At 71.0% G+C, this 26,448-nt stretch carries 24 protein-coding genes; 10 read left to right on the top strand and 14 right to left on the bottom strand.

Going from position 1 to position 26,448, the window contains the following annotated elements; translation table 11 throughout:
• Positions 1–2: 2 nt before the first annotated feature.
• The 3 genes from ABZS77_RS26575 to ABZS77_RS26585 are packed head-to-tail and all read right to left on the bottom strand — an operon-like array spanning position 3 to position 3,178.
• A complete protein-coding gene (locus tag ABZS77_RS26575) occupies positions 3–839 on the bottom strand; it encodes a carbohydrate ABC transporter permease (RefSeq protein ID WP_354828166.1) in 837 nt (278 codons plus the stop codon).
• Entirely contained in the window at positions 836–1,834 is a 999-nt protein-coding gene (locus ABZS77_RS26580; RefSeq protein ID WP_354828169.1) for a sugar ABC transporter permease, read from the bottom strand. Before ABZS77_RS26580 ends, ABZS77_RS26575 begins: the two co-directional genes overlap by 4 nt.
• 51 nt (positions 1,835–1,885) lie before the next feature.
• Positions 1,886–3,178, bottom strand: a complete 1,293-nt coding sequence (locus ABZS77_RS26585) for an extracellular solute-binding protein (RefSeq protein ID WP_354828171.1) — start codon at positions 3,176–3,178, stop codon at positions 1,886–1,888.
• Between the two features lie 252 nt (positions 3,179–3,430).
• Here ABZS77_RS26585 and ABZS77_RS26590 point away from each other — a divergent pair, with 252 nt between their 5' ends.
• From ABZS77_RS26590 to ABZS77_RS26615, 6 genes are all read left to right on the top strand, one after another.
• Positions 3,431–5,056: a glycoside hydrolase family 43 protein gene (locus ABZS77_RS26590; RefSeq protein WP_354828174.1), complete on the top strand. Its 1,626-nt coding sequence runs from the start codon at positions 3,431–3,433 to the stop codon at positions 5,054–5,056.
• Between the two features lie 256 nt (positions 5,057–5,312).
• On the top strand, positions 5,313–6,521 hold the full coding sequence (locus tag ABZS77_RS26595) for a chitosanase (RefSeq protein ID WP_354828176.1): 1,209 nt from the start codon (positions 5,313–5,315) through the stop codon (positions 6,519–6,521).
• A gap of 135 nt (positions 6,522–6,656) precedes the next feature.
• The gene (locus ABZS77_RS26600; RefSeq protein WP_354828179.1) at positions 6,657–7,049 is read left to right on the top strand and encodes a MerR family transcriptional regulator; all 393 of its coding nucleotides are present in this window, start codon (positions 6,657–6,659) and stop codon (positions 7,047–7,049) included.
• The gene (gene trxA / locus ABZS77_RS26605; protein WP_354828182.1) at positions 7,019–7,366 is read left to right on the top strand and encodes a thioredoxin; all 348 of its coding nucleotides are present in this window, start codon (positions 7,019–7,021) and stop codon (positions 7,364–7,366) included. The genes ABZS77_RS26600 and trxA overlap by 31 nt, the downstream gene beginning before the upstream one ends.
• Positions 7,367–7,585: 219 nt before the next feature.
• Positions 7,586–8,836, top strand: coding sequence for a DUF222 domain-containing protein (locus ABZS77_RS26610; protein WP_354828185.1), 1,251 nt, complete (start codon positions 7,586–7,588; stop codon positions 8,834–8,836).
• Positions 8,837–9,046: 210 nt separating this feature from the next.
• Positions 9,047–10,957: an ABC transporter ATP-binding protein gene (locus tag ABZS77_RS26615; RefSeq protein WP_354828187.1), complete on the top strand. Its 1,911-nt coding sequence runs from the start codon at positions 9,047–9,049 to the stop codon at positions 10,955–10,957.
• Positions 10,958–11,014: 57 nt separating this feature from the next.
• On the opposite strand, the gene ABZS77_RS26620 is transcribed toward ABZS77_RS26615, so the two are convergent.
• The 5 genes from ABZS77_RS26620 to ABZS77_RS26640 form a co-directional block, all read right to left on the bottom strand.
• Positions 11,015–11,533 (bottom strand): PepSY domain-containing protein, encoded by a 519-nt coding sequence (locus ABZS77_RS26620; RefSeq protein ID WP_354828190.1) that lies wholly within the window; start codon positions 11,531–11,533, stop codon positions 11,015–11,017.
• Positions 11,534–11,638: 105 nt separating this feature from the next.
• Complete coding sequence (locus ABZS77_RS26625) at positions 11,639–12,193, bottom strand: DUF5872 domain-containing protein (RefSeq protein WP_354828192.1); 555 nt, start codon at positions 12,191–12,193, stop codon at positions 11,639–11,641.
• 28 nt (positions 12,194–12,221) lie between these two features.
• Entirely contained in the window at positions 12,222–13,511 is a 1,290-nt protein-coding gene (locus ABZS77_RS26630; RefSeq protein ID WP_354828195.1) for a HAMP domain-containing sensor histidine kinase, read from the bottom strand.
• The gene (locus tag ABZS77_RS26635) at positions 13,508–14,203 is read right to left on the bottom strand and encodes a response regulator transcription factor (RefSeq protein WP_354828198.1); all 696 of its coding nucleotides are present in this window, start codon (positions 14,201–14,203) and stop codon (positions 13,508–13,510) included. The genes ABZS77_RS26630 and ABZS77_RS26635 overlap by 4 nt, the downstream gene beginning before the upstream one ends.
• 25 nt (positions 14,204–14,228) lie before the next feature.
• Positions 14,229–14,927 carry an SDR family NAD(P)-dependent oxidoreductase gene (locus tag ABZS77_RS26640; RefSeq protein WP_354828201.1) on the bottom strand — a complete coding sequence of 233 codons (699 nt, stop codon included), beginning with the start codon at positions 14,925–14,927 and terminating at the stop codon, positions 14,229–14,231.
• 105 nt (positions 14,928–15,032) lie between these two features.
• Here ABZS77_RS26640 and ABZS77_RS26645 point away from each other — a divergent pair, with 105 nt between their 5' ends.
• Both ABZS77_RS26645 and ABZS77_RS26650 read left to right on the top strand, forming a co-directional pair.
• Positions 15,033–15,932, top strand: a complete 900-nt coding sequence (locus ABZS77_RS26645; protein ID WP_354828270.1) for a helix-turn-helix transcriptional regulator — start codon at positions 15,033–15,035, stop codon at positions 15,930–15,932.
• Between the two features lie 58 nt (positions 15,933–15,990).
• Positions 15,991–16,449: a septum formation initiator gene (locus ABZS77_RS26650; protein ID WP_354828203.1), complete on the top strand. Its 459-nt coding sequence runs from the start codon at positions 15,991–15,993 to the stop codon at positions 16,447–16,449.
• Positions 16,450–16,562: 113 nt separating this feature from the next.
• Here ABZS77_RS26650 and ABZS77_RS26655 read toward each other — a convergent pair whose 3' ends face one another.
• The 5 genes from ABZS77_RS26655 to ABZS77_RS26675 all read right to left on the bottom strand — a co-directional run bounded on the left by ABZS77_RS26655 (position 16,563) and on the right by ABZS77_RS26675 (position 22,185).
• The gene (locus tag ABZS77_RS26655) at positions 16,563–17,534 is read right to left on the bottom strand and encodes a discoidin domain-containing protein (protein WP_354828273.1); all 972 of its coding nucleotides are present in this window, start codon (positions 17,532–17,534) and stop codon (positions 16,563–16,565) included.
• A 196-nt stretch (positions 17,535–17,730) separates the two neighbouring features.
• Positions 17,731–18,102, bottom strand: coding sequence for a hypothetical protein (locus ABZS77_RS26660; RefSeq protein WP_354828206.1), 372 nt, complete (start codon positions 18,100–18,102; stop codon positions 17,731–17,733).
• Complete coding sequence (locus ABZS77_RS26665) at positions 18,086–19,501, bottom strand: SIR2 family protein (protein WP_354828208.1); 1,416 nt, start codon at positions 19,499–19,501, stop codon at positions 18,086–18,088. The genes ABZS77_RS26660 and ABZS77_RS26665 overlap by 17 nt, the downstream gene beginning before the upstream one ends.
• A gap of 102 nt (positions 19,502–19,603) precedes the next feature.
• Positions 19,604–21,445, bottom strand: coding sequence for a hypothetical protein (locus ABZS77_RS26670; protein WP_354828211.1), 1,842 nt, complete (start codon positions 21,443–21,445; stop codon positions 19,604–19,606).
• Entirely contained in the window at positions 21,442–22,185 is a 744-nt protein-coding gene (locus ABZS77_RS26675; protein WP_354828214.1) for a hypothetical protein, read from the bottom strand. The genes ABZS77_RS26670 and ABZS77_RS26675 overlap by 4 nt, the downstream gene beginning before the upstream one ends.
• A 138-nt stretch (positions 22,186–22,323) precedes the next feature.
• On the opposite strand from ABZS77_RS26675, the gene ABZS77_RS26680 reads away from it, so the two are divergent.
• On the top strand, positions 22,324–23,832 hold the full coding sequence (locus ABZS77_RS26680) for a class I SAM-dependent methyltransferase (RefSeq protein WP_354828216.1): 1,509 nt from the start codon (positions 22,324–22,326) through the stop codon (positions 23,830–23,832).
• A gap of 140 nt (positions 23,833–23,972) precedes the next feature.
• On the opposite strand, the gene ABZS77_RS26685 is transcribed toward ABZS77_RS26680, so the two are convergent.
• The gene (locus ABZS77_RS26685) at positions 23,973–24,704 is read right to left on the bottom strand and encodes a cellulose binding domain-containing protein (protein WP_354828219.1); all 732 of its coding nucleotides are present in this window, start codon (positions 24,702–24,704) and stop codon (positions 23,973–23,975) included.
• Positions 24,705–25,023: 319 nt separating this feature from the next.
• Here ABZS77_RS26685 and ABZS77_RS26690 point away from each other — a divergent pair, with 319 nt between their 5' ends.
• A complete protein-coding gene (locus tag ABZS77_RS26690; RefSeq protein ID WP_354828222.1) occupies positions 25,024–26,442 on the top strand; it encodes a WGR domain-containing protein in 1,419 nt (472 codons plus the stop codon).
• Positions 26,443–26,448: the final 6 nt, after the last annotated feature.

Consider the following 26,448-nt stretch of genomic DNA (forward strand, 5'->3'; position numbering starts at 1 on the left):
TCTCAGCCCTTGACGCTGCCGGTCAGGCCGCCGATGAGTTGGCGTTCGGCCACGGCGTAGAAGCCCAGCGCCGGGAGCATGGACAGCACGACGTAGGCGAGCACCCGGGCGGTGTCGTCGGCGTACTGGCCCTGGAACGCCTGGACCCCGACGGGCAGGGTCCACCAGCTCTGGTCGCTGAAGACGACCAGCGGGAGCATGAAGTTGTTCCAGCTGGTCACGATCGCTAGCACCGAGACGGTGGCCAGCGCTGGGCGGGCCATCGGCAGCAGGACCCGCCAGAAGAAGCCGAAGGAGCCGCATCCGTCGAGGACGGCGGCCTCCTCGACCTCGGCGGGGATGGTACGGAAGAACTGTCGCAGGATGATGATGGTGATCGGCAGCCCGAAGGCGGCCTGGGGCAGGATGACGCCGAGCGGGTTGTCCAGCAGGCCCATGCCGCGCAGCAGGACGAACAGCGGGAGGATGGCCACCGCGAACGGGAACATCAGACCGATCGCGAACAGGGTGACCAGGAACTCGCGGCCCCGGAAGGCGTACCGCGCGAAGACGAACGCCGCCATGGCCGCCGAACCCACCACGATGACGGTGCTGCTGACGGCGATGAGCATGCTGTTGCCGAGTTGCCGCCAGAACACCCCGTTGCTCAGGATCTCGAGGTAGTTCGGCACCCAGGGGTCGGGCCAGCCCAACGGGTTGGACGACAGCTGCCCGTTGTCCTTGAAGCCGCCGAGCACGCCGAACCAGACCGGTACGACGATGAGCGCGCCGACGGCGATGCAGATGAGGTGCAGCACCAGGCTGCGGATCCGCTGGGCGCGAACCGGCGTGGCGCTCATCGCTGGCCTCCCTGGTTGGTGATCGCGCCCGCGGTGTCACGACGCAGGACGATGCGCTGGTAGAACAGGGCGAAGACGAGGCTCAGCAGGAACATGACCATGCTGATCGCGCTCGCGTAGCCGACCTCGAAGCGGCGGAAGCCGTACTGGTACATCGTGACGGCCAGGGTCTCCGAGGAGTGGATCGGACCGCCACCGGTGAGCACCCAGACCATGTCGAACAGTTGGATGGTGCCGATGACCGACAGGAACACGCTGATCCGGATCGTCGGACCGAGCAGTGGCAGGGTGACGTGGCGGAACGCCTGCCAGGCGGTGGCGCCGTCGGTGACCGCCGCCTCGGACAGCTCCTTGGGGATGCCCTGACGGGCGGCCAGGAACAGCATCATGTAGAGGCCGAAGTACTTCCAGGACACCACCATGAAGACGGCGATCAGCACGGTGTCCGGGTCGGCGAAGACCGTGCCCGCGTCGGCGCCGAGCCACTGTGCGACGCCCTCGCCGAGCCCTCGGTTGGGTGAGAACACCAGGGTGAACAGCACGGCCGTGGTGACCTCGGAGAGCACGTACGGGGCGAAGAAGATCAGCCGGTAAAAGGCCCGACCGCGCAGCGGCTGGTTGAGCAGCATGGCCAGGGCCAGCGCAGCGGGCAGCTGCACGGCCAGGGACAGCACCACGAGTACGAAGCCGCGCCACAGGTCGCCGCGGAAGGTCGGGTCGCTGAAGGCGCGGGTGTAGTTGTCCAACCCGACGAAGTTCTCCGGCAGCCCGAAGCCGTTCCACTTGTAGAGGCTGGAGTAGGCGGCCACCAGGATGGGGGCGACGACCAGCAGCAGGAACAGCGCCAGGGCAGGCGCCAGGAACACGGCGAGGACGCCGCCCCGGCCGGGCCGGGGCTGGCGGCCGCGCTGTCGCGCGGTGCCCGGCCCCGGTGCCGGCGGATCGGTCGCCGTGTCGCCGCGCCTCGTGTCCGACACGGTCGATGGCCTGGTCATTCCTGCTCCACTCGGGTTCTACGGCCGGCTACGGATGGGTGACGGTTCACGTCAGACGGTCTTTGCCACCTGCGTGATGTCCTTGAGGATCGCCGCCGGCGCCTTCTTGCCGGCGATGATCTCGGCGACGCTGTCGTTGATCTGCTGGCCGAGTGCGGGCGCGTACGCCTGGTCGAGGTACAGCTGGAAGCCGGTGTTCTTGGCCAGGGTCTCCGCGACGACCTTGTTGTTGGCGTCGCTGATGGCGTCGGTGGCGTCCTTCACCGTGGGCAGCACCGCGCCGGTCTTCGCGGACCGGCGCTGGTTGTCGGCGCTGAGCAGGAACTTCAGGAAGTCGATGGTGGAGGCCGGCGCGTCCTTGCCGACGGCGAAGCCGTTGCCGCCGCCGAAGACCTCCGTGGCGGAGCCCTTGCCACCGTCCACGGCGGGGAACGGGAAGAAGCCGAGCTTGTCGCCGAGGCCCTTCTTGCTGGTGGAGCTGGAGGCCTGCACTGCGGGCGCCCACTGCCCCATCAGTTCCATGCCCGCCTTGCCGTTGCCCATGGTGGCGGCCTGCCCGTCAGGCGAGCCGAACTCGGCGCCGAGGAAACCCTTCTGGAAGGGCTGCAGGTCGACGAGTTCCTTGAGTCGCTCACCCGCGGCGGTGAGGTCGGGGGTGTCGAAGTTCTTGTCGTCGACGGCCTTCTGCAGGGCGCCGACGCCGCCGATGCGCATGGCGAGGTAGGACCAGTAGAAGTGGGCCGGCCACTTGTCCTTGCCGGCCAGGGCTACCGGGGTGATGCCGGCGGTCTTGAGCTTGCGGACCACGTCGAGCAGGCCGGCCCAGGTGGTGGGGGTCTCGGTGACGCCGGCGCGGGCGAAGAGCTCCTTGTTGTACCAGAACCCGACCATGCCGATGTCGAACGGGATGCCGTAGATCTTGCCGTCGATCGTGTACGGCTGCATGGCGGCGGGCAGGATCCCGGCGACCAGGTCCTTCACGTCGTCGGTGAGGTCCTTGACCAGGCCCGCGTCCACCTGCTGCTTGAGCACGCCGCCGCCCCAGGACTGGAACAGGTCCGGCGGGTCGCCGGCCTGGGTGGCGGTGGTGAGCTTGGCCTTGAACGCCTCGTTCTCCAGCGGCTGGATGGTGAACGTGACGTTGCTGTGGGCGGTCTTGTACTCGTTGGCCATCGCCGCCCAGACCGGCAGCATCGGTTCGGTGTTCTGGATGTGCCACCAGTTGATGGTCTGCGGGGCGTTCGGGTCGGACGACTTCTCATCGCTGCACGCGCTGAGCAGGTAGGCGCCGGCGCCGGCGCCGGCGAGGCCGAGCAGCGTTCGGCGGGAAAGGTGCGCTGTCATGATCCATCCCTTCGGGGACTCACGAGGTGCTCGGAACGCCGGCCGAGCCGGCAAGGGTTCGAACCTGGATCTCCGGAACTTTCATTGCTTCGCCGGTATTACCGATCGATGGCGGGGACGCTACGAGCAGTTTCCCCACCGGTCAAGACCCTCTGTCCTATCGCGCGAAGACCGGCTAGCGTAGGCAGGACTTCCAGTCATCCTGGACCGCAAGTTTCCGGAAGTTTTCAGAGTCACCCCAGAGGAGCCTTCGTGTCGACCGACACCGCTGACGTGGCGACCGCTGCCCGGTCGATCCGCAATCCCGTCCTCGCCGGGTTCCACCCGGATCCGTCGATCCTGCGCGTCGGCGACGACTTCTACCTGGCCACCTCGACCTTCGAGTGGTATCCGGGGGTTCGGATCCACCACTCGCGTGATCTCGTGAACTGGCGTCCCCTCGGCGGGGTCATCACCGATCGCCGCCTGCTCGACCTGCGCGGCTGCGGCGACTCCAACGGGGTGTGGGCGCCCGACCTGACGTACCACGACGGCGAGTTCCACCTCGTCTACAGCGATGTGGCGAGCTTCGCCAGCGGCTACTGGGATCCGCAGAACTTCCTGGTCACCGCATCGGACATCGCCGGCCCCTGGTCGGATCCGGTGAAGCTGCACGGGCGCGGGTTCGACGCCGCGCTGTTCCACGACGACGACGGCACCAGCTGGCTGTTGAGCATGAGCGCGGACTGGCGGCCCGGCCGCGACCGCTTCGGCGGCATCGAGATCCAGCAGTACGACCGGACCACCCGCACCCTCGTCGGGAGGCCCCGCATCCTCTTCACCGGCACCCCGGTCGGGGTGACCGAGGGGCCGCACCTGTACCGCCACGACGGCTGGTACTGGCTGATCACCGCCGAGGGCGGCACCAGCTGGGAGCACCAGGTGACCGTGGCGCGCTCGCGCGACCTGTTCGGGCCGTACGAGGTGGATCCGGACGGGCCGCTGCTCACCTCCGTGGGCCGACCCGATCTGCGGTTGCAGAAGGCGGGGCACGGCAGCCTGGTCCGTACCCAGGACGGCGAGTGGTATCTGGCGCACCTGGTCGGCCGCCCGTACTCCCCGCTGGGCAGCTGCGTGCTGGGCAGGGAGACCGCGATCCAGCGGGTCGACTGGCCGGCCGGCGGCTGGCCCCGGGTGCCGGGCGGGGTGCCCGCCGACGAGGTCGCCGCACCGGACCTGCCCACCCACCCGTGGCCGGCCGAGCCGGCCACCGATCATTTCGACGCCGGCGAGCTGGGGCACTGCTGGTCGACGTTGCGTCGGCCGGCCACCGCGGACTGGGTCGACCTGACGACGCGACCGTCGCACCTGCGTATCCATGGTGGACAGTCGCCGGTCGGTCGGCAGGCGCCCAGTCTCGTCGCGCGACGCGTCGGCGCCACCCAGTGCTCGCTGGAGACCGTGGTCGAGTTCGACCCGGTCGACCACCGTCAGCTCGCTGGGATCACCGCCTACTACAACACCCTCAACTGGCACCACCTCTACCTGACCCGGGCGGACGACGGGCGCACGGTGCTGGAGCTGCTCAGCTCCGACAACGGGCGGCGCACCCCGTACCCGGAGTTGACGGTCGACGCGAGCGGCGTCACCCGGGTCGGCCTGCGGGCGGTGTTCGACGGGCCGGTGGTGCGTTTCGACTACGACCTGGGCGCCGGTTGGCAGCGGCTGCCCGTCGACCTGGACGCGACGATCCTGTCCGACGAGCACGCCGCGCTGATCATCGACGGGGAGCCGGCGGCGTGGGGTTTCACCGGGGCGTTCCTCGGCCTCTGGGTGCAGGACCTCGGCGGCGACGGCGTGTACGCCGACTTCGACCTGGCCACCTACCGGGAGCAGTGACCACGCGGACGGCGTCCACGGGGCGCCGTCCGCGTTCCTACCCGCGCCCTGTCTGAACGGGGCGACGGCGGGTTCGTCGGGTCGACAGCGGGCTGCACAGGACCGGTCACGCGGTGCGGTCGTCGATTGACGGGGAATCGACGCACTGGTATCTGTTAATACAGTTTCCTGATGCTCGCGGTGCCCGCCGGGGCCGAACCGCCGGCCGGGCCACCGACCCGGCCGGCGGCACGCCGCCCCTTCCCCGAGGAACACCATGGTTCACGAGAGAACAGCCGCCTACGCGGTGGGCGCCCTGCTGGTCGCCGTCGCGGCGCTCGGGTACGGCCTGCCGTCGGCAAGCGCCGCGACCGCCGGCCCGATCACCGGCCTCGCCGGCAAGTGCGTCGACGTCGCCGCCGCCAACTCGGCAAACGGCACAGCCGTCCAGCTCTACGACTGCAACGGCAGCGCGGCCCAGACGTGGACCGTCGGCAACTCCGACGCATCGATCCGAGCACTCGGCAAGTGCCTCGACGTGACCGCCGCGTCGACCGCCGACGGCGCCAAGGTGCAGCTGTACGACTGCAACAACACAGGTGCGCAGAAGTGGACCGCCAGCAACGGCGCACTGATCAACTCCGGTTCCGGGAAGTGCCTCGACGTCACCGACCGGAACTCCGCGAACGGCACCCGGTTGCAGATCTGGACCTGCGGCGGCACCACCAACCAGCGGTGGACCCTCCCCGGCGGCGGTGGCAGCACCCCCACGCCGACCACACCGACCGGGGTCAACCTCGACGACCCGGCGAAGAAGGACGTCGCCATGCAACTCGTCTCGGCGGCGGAAAACTCCTCCCTCGACTGGCGGGCGCAGTTCTCCTACATCGAGGACATCGGCGACGGGCGCGGCTACACCGCCGGCATCATCGGCTTCTGCTCCGGCACCGGCGACATGCTCGAACTGGTCGAGGCGTACACCCGCACCAAGCCGGGCAACGTCCTGGCCGGCTACCTGCCGGCGCTGCGTGCCGTCGACGGCACCGCGTCGCACGCCGGCCTCGACCCGAACTTCACCCGCGACTGGCGGACCGCGGCCAACGACCCGGTGTTCCGCGCGGCCCAGGAGGCCGAGCGGGACCGGGTCTACTTCAACCCTTCGGTACGCGACGGCAAGAGCGACCAGGTCCGGGCGCTCGGTCAGTTCGCCTACTACGACGCGGCGGTCATGCACGGGTACGAGGGCATGCGCCAGATCCGTAACCGCGCCCTGGCCCGGGCGAAGCCCCCGGCGCAGGGCGGCGACGAGCGGACCTGGCTCAACGCCTTCCTCGACGAGCGGGTCGTCGAGATGAAGAAGGAGGCCGCCCACTCGGACACCTCCCGCGTCGACACGGCCCAGCGCGTGTTCCTCAACAACGGGAACCTCGGCCTGAACACCCCGCTGGTGTTCGCCGTCTACGGCGAGCAGTTCCGCATCGGCTAGACCCCTCGGTACGCGCAGACACTCAGGGCGCCGCGCCGCGGCGCCCTGAGTGCTGCCGGCGGCCCGACGGCGACCTTGCCTTGACGCTGACGACAAGGTTTAGCCTGGTCGCGACGGGCTGGTCGAGGAGGTCTGATGTTGATCGGTGAGCTGGCGGAGCGGGCCGGCACGAGCACCCGGACCCTGCGCTACTACGAAGCCCACGGGTTGGTACGCCCACAACGCTCGGCCAACGGCTACCGCGTCTACGACGAGGCGGAACTGCGGGTCGTCCGGGAGATCAGGGCGCTGCTCGACGTCGGCTTCGGTCTCGACGACGTCCGTCCGTTCGTCGCCTGCCTGCGGGCGGGCAACGCGTCCGGCGACGTCTGTCCGGATTCGGTGCAGGTGCTGCGGCGCAAGCTCGCCGAGGTCGACGACTACCTCGGCCGGCTCGGTGCGGTCCGTCAGCAGTTGCACGCCCAGCTCACCCACGCCATCGCGCACCGGGAGGAAACATGCCCCAGGAAACGAGCGTCAGCTCCCTGATCACCGTCACCGACGACAGGTTCGCCGAGCTGGTGCTGGCCAGTGACCGGCCCGTCGTGGTCGACTTCTGGGCCGAGTGGTGCCCGCCCTGCAAGATGATCGAGAAGAGCCTCGTCGAGCTGGCACGGGAGTTCGGCGACCGGATGATCATCGCCAAGCTCAACTCCGACGAGAATCCGCAGGCCACGCGGCGCTACGGGGTGATGTCCCTGCCGACGCTGCTGGTGTTCCGACGGGGCGAGGTCGTCGGCTCGGTCGTCGGCTCCCGACCGAAGCTGCACCTGCGGCAGAGCCTGACGATGCACGCCGGCCTGTGACCGACACCGCCCCTCGGGTCGCCGCCTCCCGCCCTCTGCTGTTGAGTGTGGCGACGGTGGTTCCGACGGTGGCGGCGTCGGATGTCGCGGGGCGGTGGCCGGATCGTCTCCGCCGCGTCTGACATCGCCTGGGCCACGCCCCGGGAACCTCTCCACTCCGCCTGACAGTGATCGATCATGGCCACTGGAACTGTCGTACACCTGTTCTAGTGTCTGGTCATGGTCGAGGAGTTGGCGCAGGCGGACGCCGCGGGCGCGGCCTGCGTCGACGAGGCTGCCTGGGCCCTCGCCGACGATGAGCTGATCGCCGCTCTCGACGCCGCGCACCGGGTCGAGCAACGTCTCGCCGCCGTCACGCTGGCGTTGGTGCGCGAGGTGGACGGTCGGGGCACCGCGGTCGCGCAGGGCGCCTCCAGCACGGCGGTCTGGCTGCGCGAACGGCTGCGGTTGACCGTTCCCGCCGCCCGCCGGCTGGTCGACCTCGCGGCCCGCGTCGACAGGGCCCCGACGGCGGTGCGGGACGCGCTGGCGGCCGGGGCGGTCAGCGTGGAGCAGGTGCGGGTCATCGCCGACACCGTCGCCACCGTGAAGACGGCCGCCGGTCCGGAGGTCGCCGACAAGGCCGTCGGTGTGCTCGTCGAGTGGGCCGGCCAGTTCGATCCCATGCTGCTGCGCAGGCTCGGCACCCGCATCCTCGACCACGTCGCACCCGACGTCGCCGACGCCGCCGCCCGCGCCGCACTTGACGCCGAAGCCGCCCGGGCCGCCCGCGACCGGCACCTCACCATCTCCGAGCAGACCAACGGCCGGCTGCGGCTGACCGGCACCCTCGACGCGGAGGCCGCCGCGCTGCTACGGGCCGCCATCGACCCCCTCAGCACACCCGCCGGACCCGACGACGACCGTTGCGCCGGCCAACGCCGCCACGACGCCCTCGCCGACGTGTGCCGGCTCGCTCTGCGCACCGGTGAGTTGCCCGAGAACGGCGGCGACTCCGCCCAGGTCGTCGTCACCACCAGCTACGACGGGCTGACCCGGCACCTGTCCGCCGGCACCCTCGACATCGGCCTCCGACTCACTGCGGAAACGGTGCGTCGACTCGCCTGCGACGCCACAATCCTGCCGACCGTGCTCGGCGGCGCCGGTCAGGTCCTCGACGTCGGTCGACAACGCCGCCTCATCACCGGCCCGCTGCGCCGAGCCCTCGTGCTACGCGACCGCGGCTGCGCCTTCCCCGGCTGCGACCGACCGCCCCGCTGGTGCGACGCCCACCACATCCACCGCTGGGCCGACGGCGGCCCCACCAACCTCGACAACGCCGTCCTGCTCTGCGGCCATCACCACCGCCACCTGCACCACAGCGCCTGGACCGTACGACTCGGCGACGACAACCACCCCGAGTTCATCCCGCCAGCCTGGCTCGACCCCGACCAACTCCCCCGCCGCAACCACTACCACCGACGAACGTAGACACGGCCAGCGGAGAACAGTCACTCCTGTCGCTCGGCGCGGTCCGATCAGCACGGTCGCGGCCTCCGGTCCACAGTCGCTCAGCGTTCGGAGCCAGCCGATGACCTACGAGCCATGTTCGGTCAGATCCGCGCCGAGTTGGAACGCCCCGCGCGGTGACTTGACCTCAAGCTCGGGTGAGGTCCTAGCCTGCGGTATCGGAGGTAAGGCATGAGCATGGAATTTGCCGCGTGGACGTCTCTGCACCACGCGATGAACGCGCAGGATGAAAGACCACTGTCCCGTGTCACCGTGAAACGGATCGCGACGTTCGCACGACCACACCGCGCCCTGATCGTCAGGTTCCTGTTGTTGAGTGTGGTGACGGCGGTCCTCACCGTCGCGGCGCCCGTCCTCGCGGGGCGGGTGGTCGACGCGATCGTGGACGGTGCCGACAGCGGTGTCGTGATCCGGTTGGCGGTGCTGATCGCCGTGATCGCCCTGGCCGAAGCCGGCCTGGGTCTGGTGACGCGGTTTCTCTCCGCGAGCATCGGTGAGGGGCTGATCGTCCAGCTGCGGACGGCCGTCTTCGACCACGTCCAGCGCATGCCGGTGGCGTTCTTCACCCGGACGCGTACCGGCGCGTTGGTCAGCCGCCTGAACAACGACGTGATCGGCGCTCAGCGGGCCTTCAGCGACACGCTGTCGAGCGTGGTCGGCAACGCGGTCACGTTGCTGCTGACGTTGGCCGTGATGCTCACCTTCTCGTGGCAGATCACGCTGCTGGCCCTCGTCCTGCTGCCCATCTTCGTCCTGCCCGCGCGGCGGATGGGTTCGAAGCTCGCCCGGTTGCAGCGGGAGGCGGCCGAGCACAACGCGGCCATGAGCACCCGGATGACCGAGCGCTTCTCCGCGCCCGGCGCCACGCTCGTCAAGCTGTACGGGCGTCCGGACGAGGAGTCTGCCGAGTTCGCGGCGCGGGCGCGTCGGGTGCGGGACATCGGCATCCGCACCGCGATGCTCCAGTGGGTCTTCATCACCGCGCTCACCGTCGTCGGCTCGCTGGCGCTGGCCCTGGTCTACGGGTTGGGCGGTCTCTACGCCCTGCGGGGCAGCCTCGACGCCGGGACGGTGGTCGCCCTCGCGCTGCTGCTGTCGCGCCTGTACGCGCCGTTGACGTCGCTGGCCAGCGCCCGGGTGGAGGTGATGAGCGCGCTGGTGAGCTTCGAGAGGGTGTTCGAGATCCTCGACATCAAGCCGCTGATCCTCGATCGGCCCGACGCCCGTCCGCTTCCCGACGGGCCGGTCGCGGTGGAGTTCGACGAGGTCCGGTTCGGCTACCCGTCGGCGGACAAGGTGTCGCTCGCGTCCCTGGAGGACGTGGTGAAGCTCGACAGCCGAGGCGGCGAGGAGGTGCTGCACGGGGTGTCGTTCCGCGCCGAGGCGGGGCAGATGGTCGCCCTCGTCGGCTCGTCCGGTGCGGGCAAGTCGACGATCGCGCAGCTCGTCCCCCGCCTGTACGACGTCGAGGACGGCGCGGTGAAGCTCGCCGACGTCGACGTCCGCGACCTGTCGGCCGAGTCGATCCGGGCGGCGCTGGGTGTGGTGACCCAGGACGGGCACCTCTTCCACGAGAGCATCCGGGCCAACCTGGCGTTCGCCCGACCGGACGCGACCGAGGACGAGATGTGGGATTCGCTCCGACGGGCGCGGCTCGACGACCTGATCCGTTCACTCCCGGACGGGCTCGACACCGTCGTCGGCGAGCGCGGCTACCGGCTGTCCGGCGGGGAACGGCAACGGCTCACCATCGCGCGGCTGCTGCTGGCCCGTCCGCGCGTGGTCATCCTCGACGAGGCGACCGCGCATCTCGACTCCACCTCCGAGGCCGCCGTCCAGGACGCTCTCGCCGAGGCCCTGACCGGTCGGACGAGCGTGGTCATCGCACACCGGCTCTCCACCATCCGGTCGGCCGACCAGATCCTCGTCGTCGAGGACGGGCGCATCGTCGAACGAGGACGGCACGGCGACCTGCTCGCCGGCGGCGGCCGTTATCAGGAGTTGTACCGCACCCAGTTCGACCAGGAGCAGCCGACGGGTCAGGAGCAGCCATCGGTCCGGGAGCAACGCGTCGCCATCTGACCCCGCGCGGTGCCGCCCGCCCGGGTGATCCCCGTGGCGGGCGGCGGCGTGGGACGGTCAGTCGTCGTCCGAGCTGTCGTCGTCGTCGGACTGGTCGTCGTTGTCGTCGTCCTTGTCGTCCTTGTCGTCGTCGTCGACCGGCTCCTGCTCGGCCTTGACCACCGAACCGTTGTCCCGGTCGACGTCCACCTCGTGCTCGGTGTCGCCGGCGACGATTTCGACGCTCCACACGGGTCGACCGTGCTCCTGCTCGGCCTCGACCTCGACGATCTGCCCGCCACCGGCCTTGGCCAGTGCGATCTCCCCGGCGCGCTGCTCGTCGACAGCTCCCCCGGCCGGTGCGCTGCCGCCCGTCGGCGTACCCGACGGGACGGCGCTCGACGGCGTACCCGACGGGGTCGTCGGCGATCCGCTCGTCGCCGGCGGGTCCGTGGCGGTCGGGGCGACGGTCGCGGCGGCCAGTGCCGTGCCGCCGCTCCGCGGGTCGTTCGCGGCGTTGACGCCGATCGCGACCCCGGCCACCGCCAGCACCGCCGACCCGCCGACCGTCGCCAGAAGCAGATTGGTGCGCTTCATCGTGGTGTCCACCTTTCCTCGGTTGTCGACTCCGAGGATCGGTCGGATCGGGATAGCACCGCGCTGTCGCAGCACTAAGGCGGGGTTAAGGCGGTGAGGGCCGGTTCATCCGCGCCTGTCGAGTTCCGCCTCGAGTCGCGCGACGAGGGTCTTGCGGTCCTTGCCGGCCCGCTCGTTGCGCAGTGCGGTCCTGAGCTGCCGGGTGTCGAGGCCGCGGACCAGCTTGGCGGCGTCGGCCACGGACATCTCCGACATCTGACCGGCAGTGGTGGCGTCGCGGCGCGCGCGTTTGGCCGGCCCGGTGTTGGCGACGTACTGCCGGCCGGTCCGTGAGGCTTCGCGCTTCTTGGTGTCGGTGGCGCGTTTCTGGCTCTCCGACATCTCGTCCCAGGCCTTCTTGGGCAGGTAGCGGCTCGTCGTGCCGTCCTTGCGGGCCCGGGTGTCGCCCTCCTTCGTCTGCCATTTCTCGTTACCCCAGCGCTGGAGCGACTTCTGCCGTTCGTCCTTTTCGCCGAGGAATCCCCCGCCGCGCCTCTTGTACTCCTGCGTGACGAGCTGCGACTTGCGCGCCGACCACTGCCCCGGCCTGCCGCCCTTGTCGGAGGCCTTGATCTCTTCCTTGATCTGCTCTCTGAGCTCGGGTTTCGTGTACCGCGCCATACGGGGCAGCTACCCGTCACCGCAGCGCCTATGCCTGCGGCGGCGACGTGGCAGGGCCGAGTCGGAGCAGCACGCGCGCTCCACCCCGCGGGCCGGCCCGCAACTCCAGGCGGCCACCGCCGGCCTGCGCGGCGCGCCGGGCGATGTCCAGACCGAGGCCGGTGGAACCGGCCGCGCTCGCGCCCCGCCGGACAGCGCCGTCCGGCATACCGGGTCCCTCGTCGGAGACGGTGAGGACAACCTCACCCGCCTCGCGTACCAGCCGGACCGCGAACGGCGTCCCGTCGGGCGTGTGCGCGAAGACATTGCCGAGCAGGGCGTCCACGGCCGCGGTCAGGTCGTCGGCCGGCACACCGACGGGGAGCGGGCCGGCGGCCAGGTCGAGCGTGACGGCCCGACCGGTGTCCTCGGCCAGCACCGACCAGAACGCGACCCGCTCGGCGACGATCGCCGCCGCGTCCGAAACGGCCGGCACCACCGCCGGTGAGTGACGCCACCGGGCCTGCCGGATCAGGCCGGTGACCGCACGTTCGAGCCCGTCGGCGGCGGCGGTGATCCGGGCCGCGTCGTCCGGGTCGCGCAGCGACTCCGCCTCCAGTCGCAGCGCCGTCAGCGGTGTGCGCAGCCGGTGCGACAGGTCGGCGACCTGCTCGCGTTCCTGCTCGAGCAGCACCTGGATCCGGCCGGCCAGGTGGTTGAGCGCGCCGGCCACCTCCCGCAGCTCGGCCGGGCCGGCCGGTGTGACACGGGCGTCCAGTTCGGCGTTCGCCAGCCGGTGCGACACGGCGGACAGGTCGCTGATCGGCCGGACCAGGGTGCGTGCCAGCCGGTCGGCCACCGCCAGCCCGATCAGCACCAGGAGCACACCGAGCAGGGCCAGCACCAGCCAGGCGCGGGTCACCCCGGCGGTCAGCTCGTCCCGGGACACCACGGTACGGATCACGCCGGTGCCGTCCGCCCGGCCCTGCACGGCGATGACCACCTCCCGACCCGCCGCCGACTCACCGGTGAGGCTCTGCCCACGCGCTGCCAGGGCCACCGCCGGCGTACGCGGCGCCGGGGCGCCGAGCACCGTGCCGTCGGGCAGGAAGACGCTCACCGGCCGTCCGGACTCGGCGGCGAGCTGCTCGACGGTGAGTCGGATGGTGGCCGCGTCGGCCGTGCCGACCACCGGCACCAGGCTCTGCGCGTCGGCGGTGGCCCGGACGGTGGCCCGGTCCTCCGCCACGGTGCGGACGAGCAACGCCAACGGCACCAGGAAGGCGACGAGGATGAGCACGCTCACCGCGGCGACCAGTAGCGCCAGGCGTGCCCTCACGGCTGCGCCGCCGGTGCTTCCAGGCGTACCCCGACACCCCGGACGGTGTGCAGGTAGCGGGGCTGCTGGGCGTTCTCGCCGAGCTTGCGGCGCAACCAGGACAGGTGCACGTCGACGGTCTTGTCGGCGCCGCCGTACGGGATCTGCCAGACCTCGGTGAGCAGCTCACGTTTCGTGACCACCTGACCGGGACGGCCGGCGAGGTGGTGCAGCAGATCGAACTCGCGGGGCGTCAGCTCCACTGCCACCCCGTCCAGGGTGACCTGCCGGGACCGGGGGTCGACGCGCAGCCCGCCGACGACGAGCGACGGGTCCTGCCCGTCCGTGCCGGAGGGGCCCCGCCGCAGCACGGCCCGGACGCGGGCGTCGAGCTGCGCGGCGGTGAACGGCTTGACCACGTAGTCGTCGGCGCCCGCGTCGAGCACCCGGACGATCTCGGCGTCGTCGTCGCGGGCGGTGGCCACGATGACCGGCACCGAGCTGACCGCCCGCAGCATCCGCAGCAACTCCCGCCCGTCCAGGTCGGGCAGGCCCAGGTCGAGAACGACGAGGTCGGGCCGGTCGTCCAGGGCGTCGCGGAGACCGGCCATCGCGGTCGAGGCCGCGGCCACCGCGTGGCCGCGTTCGCGCAGCGCCCGGATCAGCGGGGTACGAATCGTCAGGTCGTCCTCGATGAGCAGTAGGCGCGCCACAGGTGGCAGGCTAACCCCTCCGTCATCAGGACCACGCGATCTCGCCGTGCCGGTCGACGAAGCGGCCCGAGCCGTGGCCCGGTCCTTCGGTGGCGAGGGCGACGATGGCATCCGTGCCCTCGGTGACGGTCTGCGGGCCGCTGTGGCCGTTGAGGTCCGTGGCGGTGTACCCGGGGTCGACGGCGTTGACGCGGACGTCGGTCAGCGCCTTGGCGTACTGGGTGGTCAACATGGTCAGCGCCGCCTTCGACGACGTGTAGACGGGGGCGATGACCCCCGACTCGGCTCGTGCCGGGTCATGGGTGGCCGCCAGCGAACCCATCGCACTGCTGACGTTGATGATCACCGGGTCGGGCGAGCGGCGCAGCAGCGGCAGGAAGGCGGTCGTCGTCCGCACCACGCCGACGACGTTGACATCGAGGACGTCGAGCATCTCGTCACCGGTCAGGTTGCTCGGGTCGCCGAACGGTCCGTGGACGCCGGCGTTGTTGACCAGTACGTCGATGTGACCCTCGTGTCGCTCGACGTCGGCGGCGGCAGCCGCGACGGATCCGTCGTCGGTGACGTCGATCGGCACGAACCGCGCACCGAGGGTGTCGGCCGTCACGGCGCCGGCCTCGGGGTCACGTGCCCCGACGAGAACGGTGTGACCCAGGCCGATGAGGCGGCGGGCGGTCTCGCGGCCGAGGCCCTTGTTGGCTCCGGTGATGAAGGTGATCGTCATGCGGTCCATCGTTTGCCGTGGCGCGTCCACGTGCCAGAGACGTCACGACGGTAGGACAGGCAATACCACCCTCGTGCCCAGAGCGTGCGTGACAATCGAGGCGTGATGACGCAGGCGGCGGGACTGGGAGCGACGATCCGTGCCTGGCGTGACCGCTTGTCGCCGACCGCCGCCGGGCGGCCCGTCGGCCATGGGCGCCGAGCCGCCGGCCTGCGACGGGAGGAGCTGGCCGAGTTCGCAGGCGTGTCCGTCGACTACATCGTGCGGCTGGAGCAGGGACGGGCGACCACGCCCTCGGCGCAGGTCGTCTCCGCGCTCGCCCGCGCCCTCCAACTCACCTCCGCCGAGCGCGACCACCTGTTCCGCCTCGCTCGGCTGGCCCCTCCGGCGGACGACCAGATCTCGGACCACATCCCGCCTGGTGTGCAGCGGGTGGTGGGCCGTCTCGGTGACGCCGCTGTCGCCGTCTTCGCGGCGGACTGGCAGCTGATCTGGTGGAATCGCGGTTGGGCGGCCTTGTTGGGCGATCCCTCGGTGCGACCACCGGCCCGGCGCAACTTCGCCCGCGACACCTTCCCGGTGACCTCCGAGGGACCGCAGCTGTCGCAGTGGCCCGTGATCTCGTTGGACACCGAGGCCACCAGCCTCGCGGTGGTGTCCGACCTCCGACGTGCCAGCGGCCGGTTTCCCCGTGACCTCCGGTTGGCGACGCTGATCCGCGACCTCGTCGAGGGCAACGAACGGTTCGCCGCGTTGTGGGCGGCCGGGACGGTCGCGGCCCACCGGGAAGATCGCAAGATCGTCAGGCATCCGTCGGTCGGCGCCGTCACGGTCGACTGCGACGTCCTGACCGACGGCGACGCCGAGCTGAAGATCGTCATCCTCACTGCGGCTCCGGGCACCAGTGACGAGACCAGCATGCGCCTGGCCACGGTGGCCGGGGTTCCTGACCCGTCGGAGTCCGGCGATCTCGCGGACCCGGCACGGCGCGACGCGCGGCGTTAACCCCGCCTTAGGGTCGGGATGTGCCGAGGACAACCATGGATCGGGGATAGTCGGTGGTATGAGTCGTCGTTCGGTCCTCGTCGCCGCCGGGTGGGTGGCCACCGTCGCCGTGGCGATCCTGATCGGGTTGGGCGCGATCCGGCTGGTGGGTGAGAGCCTGACCGGGACGCCGGGCGGGGTGCGCAGCGAGGCCGAGATCGAACGGGCGCTCGCCTCGCCCGAGCCGACTGGCACCGTCGATGCGTCACCGGGCGCGCCGTCCACAGCGGCCCCCGCGCCGACCGCCAGCGTCGGGGTCCGCCGCAGTTTCGCCACCGACGGCGGCACGGCCGTGGCCGAGTGCGGCCCCGACGGCGTGCGCCTCGTCTCCTGGGCGCCTGCACAGGGCTACCGGGTCCGCGACGTGGACCGGGGTCCGGACGACGACGTCGAGGTCACCTTCCAGGGGGCGGCCCGGGAGTACGAGTTGAAGGTGCGCTGCATCGGCTCGGAGCCGGTGGCCGTCGCCGACGACTAGGCCGCGCGCCGCGACGCCGGGCCGCCCACCGCTCACCACCGCCGCTCCGCCGGGGGCCACGCACGGGCCGCCCCCACCGCCCGTTCGAGGGTGGGGGCGGACCGAGTGCCCGGTCAGTTGGCGTACGCCTCCAACTCCCACAGCGAGTGGCCGTATCCGGTGCCCCGGGCCGTGCCGTAGATCCGCAGGTAGCGACCGTTTGCCCCGAGCGCGGTGTGCTCGTCCACCCCGCCGTCGGCCCCCGTCACCGTCTTCACGGTGGTCCAGGTGGTGCCGTCGTTCGAGGTCTGGATCTGGTACGTGCTGCTGTAGGCCGCCTCCCAGTTCAGCTTGACCCGACCGATGGCGGTGGGGCTGCCCAGGTCGACGCGGATCCACTGCGGGTCGGAGAAGGTGCTCGACCAGCGGGTGGTGAGGCTGCCGTCCACCGCCTGGGCGCCCGACACGTCGGCCCCCTCGTTGCTGGACGTGGACGTCGGCTTGTTCAGCAGCAGGTTGCCGCCGGTCGGGCCGCCGCTGCCGCCGTACACCTCGAACTCGAAGAGCGAGTAGCCCCACGCGGTGCCCCGGGTGGTGCCGAGCAGGCGGACGTACCGGCCGGTGCCGGTCAGCCCGGTCAGGTCGTCCACGCCGCCGTCGCCGCCGGTCACCGTGCGGACCGTGGTGAAGGTGACCCCGTCGGTCGAGGTCTGGATCTGGTACCCGCTGCCGTACGCCGCCTCCCAGGTCAGCTTCACCCGGTTGATGGCGTACGCGGCGCCCAGGTCCACGTCGATCCACTGCGGGTCGCTGAACGAGCTGCCCCACCGGGTGCCCGCGTCCCCGTCGAACGCGTTGGCCGCGACGAAGGCGCCCTCGAAACTGGACGCTCGGGCGGGCTTGCCCTGGGCCAGGTTCGCGCCCGGCTCGGGATCCGGGTCCGGCCCCGGTCCGCCGGGGCTGCCGGAGAGGGTGAACTCGTCGAGGTCGAACCACGGGCCGGTGCCCTTGAAGACCAGGAACAGTGTGCGGGTGCCGGTCGGTGCGGTGACCCCACCGGTGACCGTGGCGAAATTGGCGTACCCGCCGGTGGGGCGGCGGGGTATGAGACATGCGAATGCATCGTTGCGGCTCGGTCACGGGCGCGTCAAGCGTTCTCCCGGTATCCGTGAGAGCGCTATCTCCGCAGCTCAGGGCCGACCGACGCAGACAAGATCGGATTACGCTTTTCCGCGGGCGAACCGTCCAGCGGATGGAACGCGAGCCCCCGGGTCACCTGCGTCGCGACCCGGGGCGCGACGCCTACAGCCCGGCGAAGTCGGAGTCGGGCGCGAAACGGGCGGCGTTCTGCCGGTACCGGTTCCGCAGGAACTCCCCCAGGTCGCCGTCGACGAGGTTGGCGATCTGGGCCGAGTGCATGAGCAGGTCAGCGACGGCGGACGCCAACGCCTCGCGCAGATCGCCGACCTCGACCGGCTCGCCCCGGTGGTCCGTGTGGTCCGCCGGCTCGACGAGCTTGGCGATCTTGCCGACCGTCACCGACAGGTGGATGTGGACGTGGCGCAACTTCGCGAAGGCGGGATCCTCGATGTCCCACATCGCGTCGTCGTACGCCCGCTGTGCCTGCTGCATGGCGGCGAGGCCCGCCTCGGCCTGCTCAAGAAGCTGGCTCACCCCGGCCGTGTCGGCCGCCCCAGGGAAAGACGAAGTCTCCATCGACTACCTCCTCGTAGAAGTCCACAGCGGACGTCTGTCGGGGATCGACCACCAGGGCCGCCCGCCGCACCTCGTAGCCGAATCCCGTGAGCAGCTCGGCGATCGCGTGCTGCACCCTGCCGCCCACGACCCGGTCGTCGAAGATGAGGGCCCGTGAACCCGCCGGGAAGTGCCGAATCACGTTGGGCAGGAACACGTCCCACTTATCGGACTCGTGGTGGATCCAACCGTCGTTAGACGCCAACTTCTCGAACGCCAGATTGTGCCGACTGCGATCAGGGCGACGGGGAAACGTCACGGCGGCCAGCAGTGGCGGATCCTCACTGGAATGCGCCAGACAGTAGGCCGGAGCGAAGTTTCCCGGCCCCGACATCGCCACCACGAAGTCGGGCGCGAAACTCCTCGCGATGCGCCGGTGCAGTCGCATGAGTTTGGGGGCGAGCGACTCCCAGGTGAACTCCTTGACACCCAGGGTCGGAACCGCGTCGGCCTCGCGCACGATGTCGGCCAGATACAGTTCGAGGTCCTCGTACGCGTCACCGTAGGCCAGGGCGTTGACGCCGAGCGCCCGGAATCGGGACTGCGCGGACGCGAGTTCCCGGTTTCTGACCAGAACGGCGGGTGCGATGCCACTGGAACCGAGGGTGGATGTCAGCCACGTCGTGAGGGCCGTGAAATTCGGGTCCTCCAGGCCCTGACCGAAACCGACGAAGACGATCGCCTTGGTGGCCAGCAGTGCCCGCAACATCGCCTGCGACTCCGAGTCACCGATGACCCGGGCGTAGCTCTCGTAACCGAACACGATCGTCTCCGGCTCACGCCAGTGCCCGTGCAGGTGGACGACGAATCGGCCGGGCTGCTTGATCTCGTCCTGAAGATTCGAGATTCGTTTCCAGGTGGCGGCGTCCCGGCCGGTCCCCTGTTCCAGAAGGCTGTCGTAGTTCGTCGTCAGGATCGGCGCCCCGGAGTCCTTCAGGACGTCGATGATGCCCCGACGAACCATGGGCAGGCTGCCGACGGTCTCGGCGAGGAACTTGCCGTAGTGATTTCCCGGAATCTGCTTGAGGTGGTGTTCCACCTCCTGCGCCACACCGATCATCTGGGCACTGTCGGCAGTGGAGGTGAGAGCCTTCATCCTGCTCGATCGCCACCGCCCGGAAAGGGAGGGATCGAGGTCGACGGATCGGTCGATGCCGGCCCGGATCAGCCCTTTCCACGAGGCGCATTCCGCACCGTCCGAGGCGAGCAGAGAGACGCCGGCGCCGACGATGAAGATCGCGTCGCCACGCCGGACTGCTTCCACGATCTCGTTCCGAAGGTAGGGACTCACCGGAACCTCCGCGTCAACCTTGATCAATTGTGCAAGGCTGACGTCATAGTAGCGGCGCTGGTCTGGATCTTCGGACGGCGAACTGTACCTATCAGTAACCACGTTCTCCGTATCATTGCCGGCGGTCCATCATGGCCGGTTGCCGTCGAGCCGGTCGATCAGCCGGGTCGCGACGTCGACAAGCGCCTCCCCGGCGAACAGGGGCCGGCCGTCGGGCCGCCCGGCGACGTACTCGTCCAGGGCCTCGGCGACCAGGGCGCGGGCTCCGGGAAGGTCACCGTCTGCGGCGGCCAGCACGGCGAGGGTGACCGCGCAACCGGCGGCGCCGGGCAGGTCGTCAGCGGCCCGGTAGGTGGCGCGTAGCGCCCGCATGTCATCGCGGACGTCCACGGGGCCGGGACCGCCACCCAGCAGGGCGGCCAGCGCCCGCAGCAGCCCCCGGTGCTGCCGGATCAGCGCGAGTCGGTTGCCGTTGCGGGCCAGGCGCGTCGCCTGTCCACCCAGGACCGCGGCGGCCCGGCAGACGACGGCGACGACCGGCCACGTCGGCCGTGGCGCGACGAGCACCAGTCGTTCCAGCAGGCGCAGCGACGTCTGCTGGAGAGCGCGGTACGCGTCGCCCGCCTCCTCCGGGTGCCGGCGACCGTTGCGGGTGACGGCGATGACGTGCGCCGGTCGGGCGTACGCCTCGGCGAGATCCCACAGGATCCGTACGCCCCTGGCGTCGCGCGCCGCCCGACCACGCGCGATGTCGCCAAGCCGAAGCAGGCAGTGCAGCCGGGTCGACGCGTCCGCCGCGCCGGCCGCCACCGTGCGGAACATCCGGCCGGCCCGGACCCGGTCGTCGCCGCGGGCCCGGTTGTAGAGGATCTCCGCGTGCCGCAGCCGGGCGCCGGGCGCGTCCTCGGGCAGTGCGTCGAACATCGCCTCGGCGGCGTCGAGGTCGCCGATATCGGCAATCAGCCACGCCCAGGACTGCGCGACCACCTCGTCCGGATGCGCCGCGCGCAGGTTGCGCTTCCATCTCGCGAAGCGCACCCGGTAACCGTCGCCGGCGAGGCGCACAGACGGCCAGGCCGGTGGCGGAACCCCACCCAGGAGCCCGCGCAACGCGGTGACCGCCAGCCCGCCCGGGTCGCCCCGCACCAGCTCGATGCCGTGCCGGCGAGCGTCGGCCGGCACCGTCGAGGCCGCTGGCAGGCTCAGGCAGCACCAGGTGGTGGACGTGCGCGCGGCCGCCGCCAGCAGCGGGCCGTACACGTCCGGGTCGCCGCCGGAGTACCCGGTGATGAGCAGGCGGTCGGCGTCGCCGAGCCCTTCCACCGCCGCCGTGCGCTCGGCGGTGAGCTGGGCGAGTTCCTCGATGTCCACGACGACCACGTCGGCGAGTGAGGTCTGCTGCCGGTCCAGGCCGCCGTGCACCTTCAACAGCGCGGGAGGCCGGTCGGCACTCAGCCACGCCGCGAACTCCTCGTGGCTGGAGACCGAGAGCAGCGCCGGCGGATCGAGCGGCGCGAGCGCCCGCCAGGCCCGGAGGGCGTCGTGGTAGTCCGGCGGCGCGTCGGCCGGCAGGTCCGCACGACCGCAGATCAGGTCGTACGCGAGTTCGACCCCCACGTCGAAGTTGACTGTCACGTGGGTGCCGCCCCGCAGCAGGTGCAGCCCGGCCAGCATGTGCGCCTCGTTGGGCACGCTCACCCGCAGCGCGAAGACGCAGTCCAGGGCGTCCGGACCGACAGTGCCCCAGAGACGGCCGAGGACCACCTCGAGCTTGTACGCCTGGGCGCGGACGGCCGTGAGCTGCGCGTCGGTGACCAGACCCGCCAGTCGACGGTGGGCCGCCTCGTGCATCGTCGCCAGCACGTCGTCGCGCAGACCGAACCCGCGGGGCAGGGCGGCCGGCTCGTCCCCGCTGATCCCCGCCCCGGTGAACACGGCGGCCGGCGCGACGCGGGGCGGGAGCACCGTCACGACCCGTCAGCGTCGAGCGTCGAGCGCCAGATCTCCTCGAACTGGTCGAGCCAGTACGTGTACCACTGGCCGTCGTCGCGGGTCAGGTGGATGTGCATGCGGGAGCGGATCGCGTCGTTGCGGAAGCCGTGGAACTCGACGTTCGCGTACCCGCCGGCAGCGCGGGGGTTCACCGCGACCAGGCTGAATCCGGGGTTGAACCCGACCTCGCCCCAGGCGAAGGTGCCCTGCACCGACCACTGCCGCATCGACGCCAACCGCGACCTGGTCTCGCGCAGCGAGTCGGCCGCCCGCTGCACCGGGAAGTCGAGCAGCGCGTCGAGCTGCTCCGAGATCGGGTCGTCGGGGTCGAACTCCCGCAACACCACGACCCGCACCGTGCCGTCGGCCCGCGCCAGCGGACCTCGGCGCAGAACGTCACAGCGCTCCTCGGTGAGGAAGTTCGAACCGACCGGCGCGAAGATCCACACGTCCCGGGCCGCGCGAAGGTCCTCGGTGATCGGGTTCCGGTCGTAGTCGCTCCGGTCCAGGAACCGGTCCTCCCGGTGGTTGGCGAACGCCAGCCGCAGCAACAGGAACCCCAACCCGGCGAAGAGCAGCGACCACCGGACGCTGTCCGGCAGATCCGCGCCGACCAGCAGCAACGCCGCGAAGACGAACGCGACGAGGGTGGTGGCGTACAGGTCGATGAACCGGCGGTGCCGCAGGTCCGCGAGGATGTGCCTGAATCGCCGCCGCACCCCTGCCATGATGCCGTGCGCGGTGTGCCACGTGCTCCCCCGTTCAGGTGACGTGCGCCGGCCACTCGCTATGCTCGTGCGTCGCACATCGGCTCGGCACCACATGGGGTGATCACGATCGGCCTACCGCCACGGTTCGTGCTCTTTCCGGGCCGCCACCACCTGCTGACCCGCTTCCAGGCGGACTACCTGGGTCGGCTCGCCCGGTCCGGCGCCACCACGATCGTCTGGGCGGTCACCTCCGCCAACCACGACAACACCAGGCGCAACCCGGTGCCGTACCACCGCCGCGAGGCCGCGATCGAGCGGTTCAGCGTGCTGACCGGGCTGCGTTCGGTGGTCGTCCCGGTCTTCGACACCGCGCCCACCGACGCCTTCGCCGAGGTGACCCTCAAGACCATCGCCGTCGCCACGGGCCTCGACCTCACCCCCGACGACACAGTCGTGGCCTGCTCGACGCCGTCGGTGGCCAAGCTCTACGAACGGATCGGCTTCCCGATCGCGCAGGTCGAGGCCGACCCGGACCTCGACGAGATCCCCGAGCGCCCCTGGGACGTGCTGCTCCGCCTGGCCGGGGGCGACCCGACCTGGCGCACCCTGGCCCACCCGGCGACGATCGACGTCTTCGAACGCTACCGCCTGGTCGAGCAGGTCCGGTCGGTGGTCAACGACCCGCTGGTCGGTGACGAGGGCGGTCTCACCGCCACCCGCGACTACCGGACGTACGTGGACGCCTTCACCGAGGCCGCCGAGCGCAAGTGGACCGCCGTACGTCGGCACGTGCAGCCCGGGCGCATCGTCGACATCGGCTGCGGCGCCGGCTCGGTGCTGGAACTGGCCGACCGGGAGGCCGCGCTGCGCGAGAGCGACCTGATCGGTGTCGAGGTCGCCCGGCACCTCTACCAGGAGTGCGTGCACAAGAAGGCCCAGGGCGTCTTCCGCAACGCCAACGTGTACTTCTACCAGCGCAACGTCCTCGGCGGCGCGATCTTCGCCGACCGATCCGTGGACACCACGCTCACCTTCGCCCTGACCCACGAGATCTGGTCGTACGGGCGCCAGCGGGAGTCGCTGCTGCAGTTCGCCCGCCGCATCCACGACCACACCGTGCCGGGCGGCGTCTGGATCAACAGCGACGTGTGCGGACCGGCCGACCGGCGACGCCAGGTGGTCCTGCGCCTGACGACCGACGACGGCGCCAACCCGTCGGCCCCACGCCACGACCTCGCCGAACTCTCCGAGGGCGAGGTCAGGCGGTACGTCGGCGGGCTGTCGACGCGGGCGCGGCTGGACCAGTTCGCCGTCGACTTCGCGTTCCCCTTCGCGTACGAGGCCGTCGACGAGGGCAGCGTGCGGATCGAACTCGGCGCGGCGATGGACTACCTGACCCGCAAGGACTACGTCGACAACTGGCTGTCCGAGACGCGTGAGCAGTTCTGCGGCCTCAGCTTCGCCGAGTGGCTGGAGTTGCTGGCCGAGGCCGGATTCGAGGTCGACCCGGCGTCCACGCCGCTGCGCAACGACTGGGTGATCGACAACCGGATCGCCCCGGTGGCGACGCTGACCGACACCAACGGCCGCCCGCTGGACTGGCCGGACACCCACCTGCTGGGAATCGCCCGGCGGCCCCGCACCGAGGAGCCCTAGCGGAGCCGGGAAACCCACGCTCCCTTGGCGTGATGTGCTACGAGCCGGATCTGGACGTGGTGCGCTCGATCGGCGGTGTGCCGGGTGCCGCCGCCCCGCTCACGCCACGACGGCGGAAGCGGGGCGGCGTCGTTCACCCGCTAGCAGGTCAGCGTCAGCCCCTCGGGCACCGCGCTCGTCGACACGAGCAGCCCGAACGTCGTCGCGCCGCCGGGTGCGAGCGTGCCGTTGTACGGGGCGTTGCGGACGGTGACGCCGCCGCCGGCCGTCTCGGCCACGCCGCCCCAGACCGTCTGGATGCGTTCGTCCCCGGACCAGCGCCAGGAGACCCGCCACGTGTCGACCGGCTCCGTCCCGGTGTTGCGGACGGTGGCCGTGGCGACGAAGCCGGTGCCCCAGCGGGCGTCGATGGTGGCGGTCGCACGGCAGGTCGACTCGGCGAGGGTACGGGCCGGCCCACCGACGATGTACGGGTCACGGCGGCCGTCGACGTCGCCGAACCGGTACCAGTACTCGGTGTCGGGCGTCAGCCGGCCGATGGTGACGGTCCCGTCGCGCTCCGGGCCGGACACCGCCTCGGCCACCGGGTTCAGCCACTTCACGGCGTCGTCCCGGCTGGCGAAGAGCTGGACGGCAATCGGCGGGTCGTAGCCACAGGGCGGCCGCAGGAAGATCGAGTACGAGAGGGTCAGGCTCGTGGTGGTCGCCCCGGTCACGGTGGCGGTGATCGGCAGCACCGGCGGGCAGGTGATCGTGGGCGTCGGCGTGGGCGTGACCGACGGGGTGGGCGCGGGCGTCGCCTCGGTGGCGCTGCTCGTCGGTGTCCAGGCGACCAGCGCCAGGGTGGTGACGGCGAGGAACGTACGGAGCATCGGTACCTCCGGTGGTTACGGGCACCGGGCGACCGAGCTGGCGGCCGGTGCCGCACACGGGTGTCCGGCCACCGACGAGGACTGCCCGGCACGGGTGGCGTGGCCACCTCGTGCGTCCCGTGGGCCGGAGAGGACGCGGGTCGCGCTGGCTCCCGAGCACGACCGAACCACAGCATGGCAGTCGACATCCATCGATACAAGGCCGTCGCCTGGGGCGTCGTCGCCGTACCGGATCTTGTCGGGGGTGGCGGTTATCGTGTGGGCACCGTCGCCGCGCCGACCATGTCGGGCCGGCAGCTGACCCCCCTCGGAGGCCCCCATGTCCCAGGAGACGACCTACCTCGAACTGTCCGAAGTGGACGGTGCGCACAAGTTCTACGAGGTCGTGGTCGACAACGCCACGCTGACCGTGCGCTACGGCCGGATCGGCGACCAGGGGCAGGTCAAGGCCAGCGCCTACCCGGACAACGCCCGCGCCCGCGCGGCCGCGGCGAAGAAGATCGGGGAGAAGGTCCGCAAGGGGTACGCCCCGGCGGTGCCCGGCGTGCGGCAGAAGCGCACCGTCTCCCGGCGACAGATCGTCAGCACCCGGTCCACCGCGCACACCGCGCCGGTGCTCTGGCGGTACGACTCCGGCGCTCCCGCCTTCGGCATCTTCGTCGACGACGAACACTGCATGGTCGGCAACGAGCACGGGGTGATCACGACCCTCGGGCACGACGCCCAGGTGCGCGGCCAGGTCCGCCTGCCCGACGGGGTGAAGTGCATCGTCGCCGACGACGCCTGGGTCTACGCCGGCTGCGACGACGGCAACGTCTACGACCTGTCCGGAAAGGTGCCCCGGGTCGCGTACGCGATCGCCCCCGAGATCGACATCTACTGGCTCGACATCCACGACGGCGTCCTCGGCGTCTCGGACGCCGACGGTGGGATCGCCGCCATCGACCACGAGGACGAGTTCCTCTGGCGTCGGCCCGGTCGGGGCCGCTCGGCCTGGATGGTGCGCTGCGACGCCGACGCGCTCTACCACGGCCACTCCCAGGGCGTTACCGGCTTCGACTGGCGCACCGGCCGCGAGCTGTGGCACACGAGGACCGGCTCGGTGCTGTTCGGCTGGCAGGAGCGCGGCAGCGTGTTCGCCGGGACGGGCACCCGCGAGGTGGTGCGCCTGGCCAAGAACGGCCGCGTCGAGCGCAGCTACCGGTGCGACGCCCCGGTCTTCTCCTGCGCGACGGCCGAGGGCGGCGAGTTCGTCTTCGCCGGCGACAGTCAGTCCTCGATCTACTGCTTCGACGCGGCGGGCACCCGCCTGTGGAAGCTCGGCACCGGCTGCGGCTCGGCGTACTCGATGCAGTATCACGACGGTCGGCTCTACGTGGTGACCACCGGCGGTCACCTGGCGTGCGTCGACGCCAGTGAGCCGGCGATCCGGGCAGCCCAGGTCGGCGACGTGCCGCAGGTGCGCGACATCAAGGCGCCCCGCGAGGCGCCGCGCACCGTCCAGCCGACGATCGTCGAGGTGACCGGCGACTCGGGCGCCGGCGTCGTGGTGCAGTGCCTGGACGACCGGGGGCGGCTGCGGGTCCAGGTGCTGTCCGACGGGTACCGGCGCGACTGGTCGGTGCAGTTCCCCAAGGGCATCCGGGAGCCGGGCGCCCGCTACCTGGTGACCGAGGTCCGCGAGTCCGGCCGGGGTGGGTTCTACCGGGCGTACGGCGACATCCGCCGGCTGCGCTGACCTCAG

The organism is Micromonospora sp. NPDC005298, assembly GCF_040607375.1.
Classification (GTDB): domain Bacteria; phylum Actinomycetota; class Actinomycetes; order Mycobacteriales; family Micromonosporaceae; genus Micromonospora.

Bases quoted from the DNA above. Each gene is read 5' to 3' on its own strand.
- ABZS77_RS26575 (WP_354828166.1), bottom strand. From the start codon at position 839: ATGAGCGCCACGCCGGTTCGCGCCCAGCGGATCCGCAGCCTGGTGCTG.
- ABZS77_RS26580 (WP_354828169.1), bottom strand. From the start codon at position 1,834: ATGACCAGGCCATCGACCGTGTCGGACACGAGGCGCGGCGACACGGCG.
- ABZS77_RS26585 (WP_354828171.1), bottom strand. From the start codon at position 3,178: ATGACAGCGCACCTTTCCCGCCGAACGCTGCTCGGCCTCGCCGGCGCC.
- ABZS77_RS26595 (WP_354828176.1), top strand. From the start codon at position 5,313: ATGGTTCACGAGAGAACAGCCGCCTACGCGGTGGGCGCCCTGCTGGTC.
- ABZS77_RS26600 (WP_354828179.1), top strand. From the start codon at position 6,657: ATGTTGATCGGTGAGCTGGCGGAGCGGGCCGGCACGAGCACCCGGACC.
- trxA (WP_354828182.1), top strand. From the start codon at position 7,019: ATGCCCCAGGAAACGAGCGTCAGCTCCCTGATCACCGTCACCGACGAC.
- ABZS77_RS26610 (WP_354828185.1), top strand. From the start codon at position 7,586: ATGGTCGAGGAGTTGGCGCAGGCGGACGCCGCGGGCGCGGCCTGCGTC.
- ABZS77_RS26615 (WP_354828187.1), top strand. From the start codon at position 9,047: ATGAGCATGGAATTTGCCGCGTGGACGTCTCTGCACCACGCGATGAAC.
- ABZS77_RS26620 (WP_354828190.1), bottom strand. From the start codon at position 11,533: ATGAAGCGCACCAATCTGCTTCTGGCGACGGTCGGCGGGTCGGCGGTG.
- ABZS77_RS26625 (WP_354828192.1), bottom strand. From the start codon at position 12,193: ATGGCGCGGTACACGAAACCCGAGCTCAGAGAGCAGATCAAGGAAGAG.
- ABZS77_RS26640 (WP_354828201.1), bottom strand. From the start codon at position 14,927: ATGACGATCACCTTCATCACCGGAGCCAACAAGGGCCTCGGCCGCGAG.
- ABZS77_RS26645 (WP_354828270.1), top strand. From the start codon at position 15,033: ATGACGCAGGCGGCGGGACTGGGAGCGACGATCCGTGCCTGGCGTGAC.
- ABZS77_RS26650 (WP_354828203.1), top strand. From the start codon at position 15,991: ATGAGTCGTCGTTCGGTCCTCGTCGCCGCCGGGTGGGTGGCCACCGTC.
- ABZS77_RS26685 (WP_354828219.1), bottom strand. From the start codon at position 24,704: ATGCTCCGTACGTTCCTCGCCGTCACCACCCTGGCGCTGGTCGCCTGG.
- ABZS77_RS26690 (WP_354828222.1), top strand. From the start codon at position 25,024: ATGTCCCAGGAGACGACCTACCTCGAACTGTCCGAAGTGGACGGTGCG.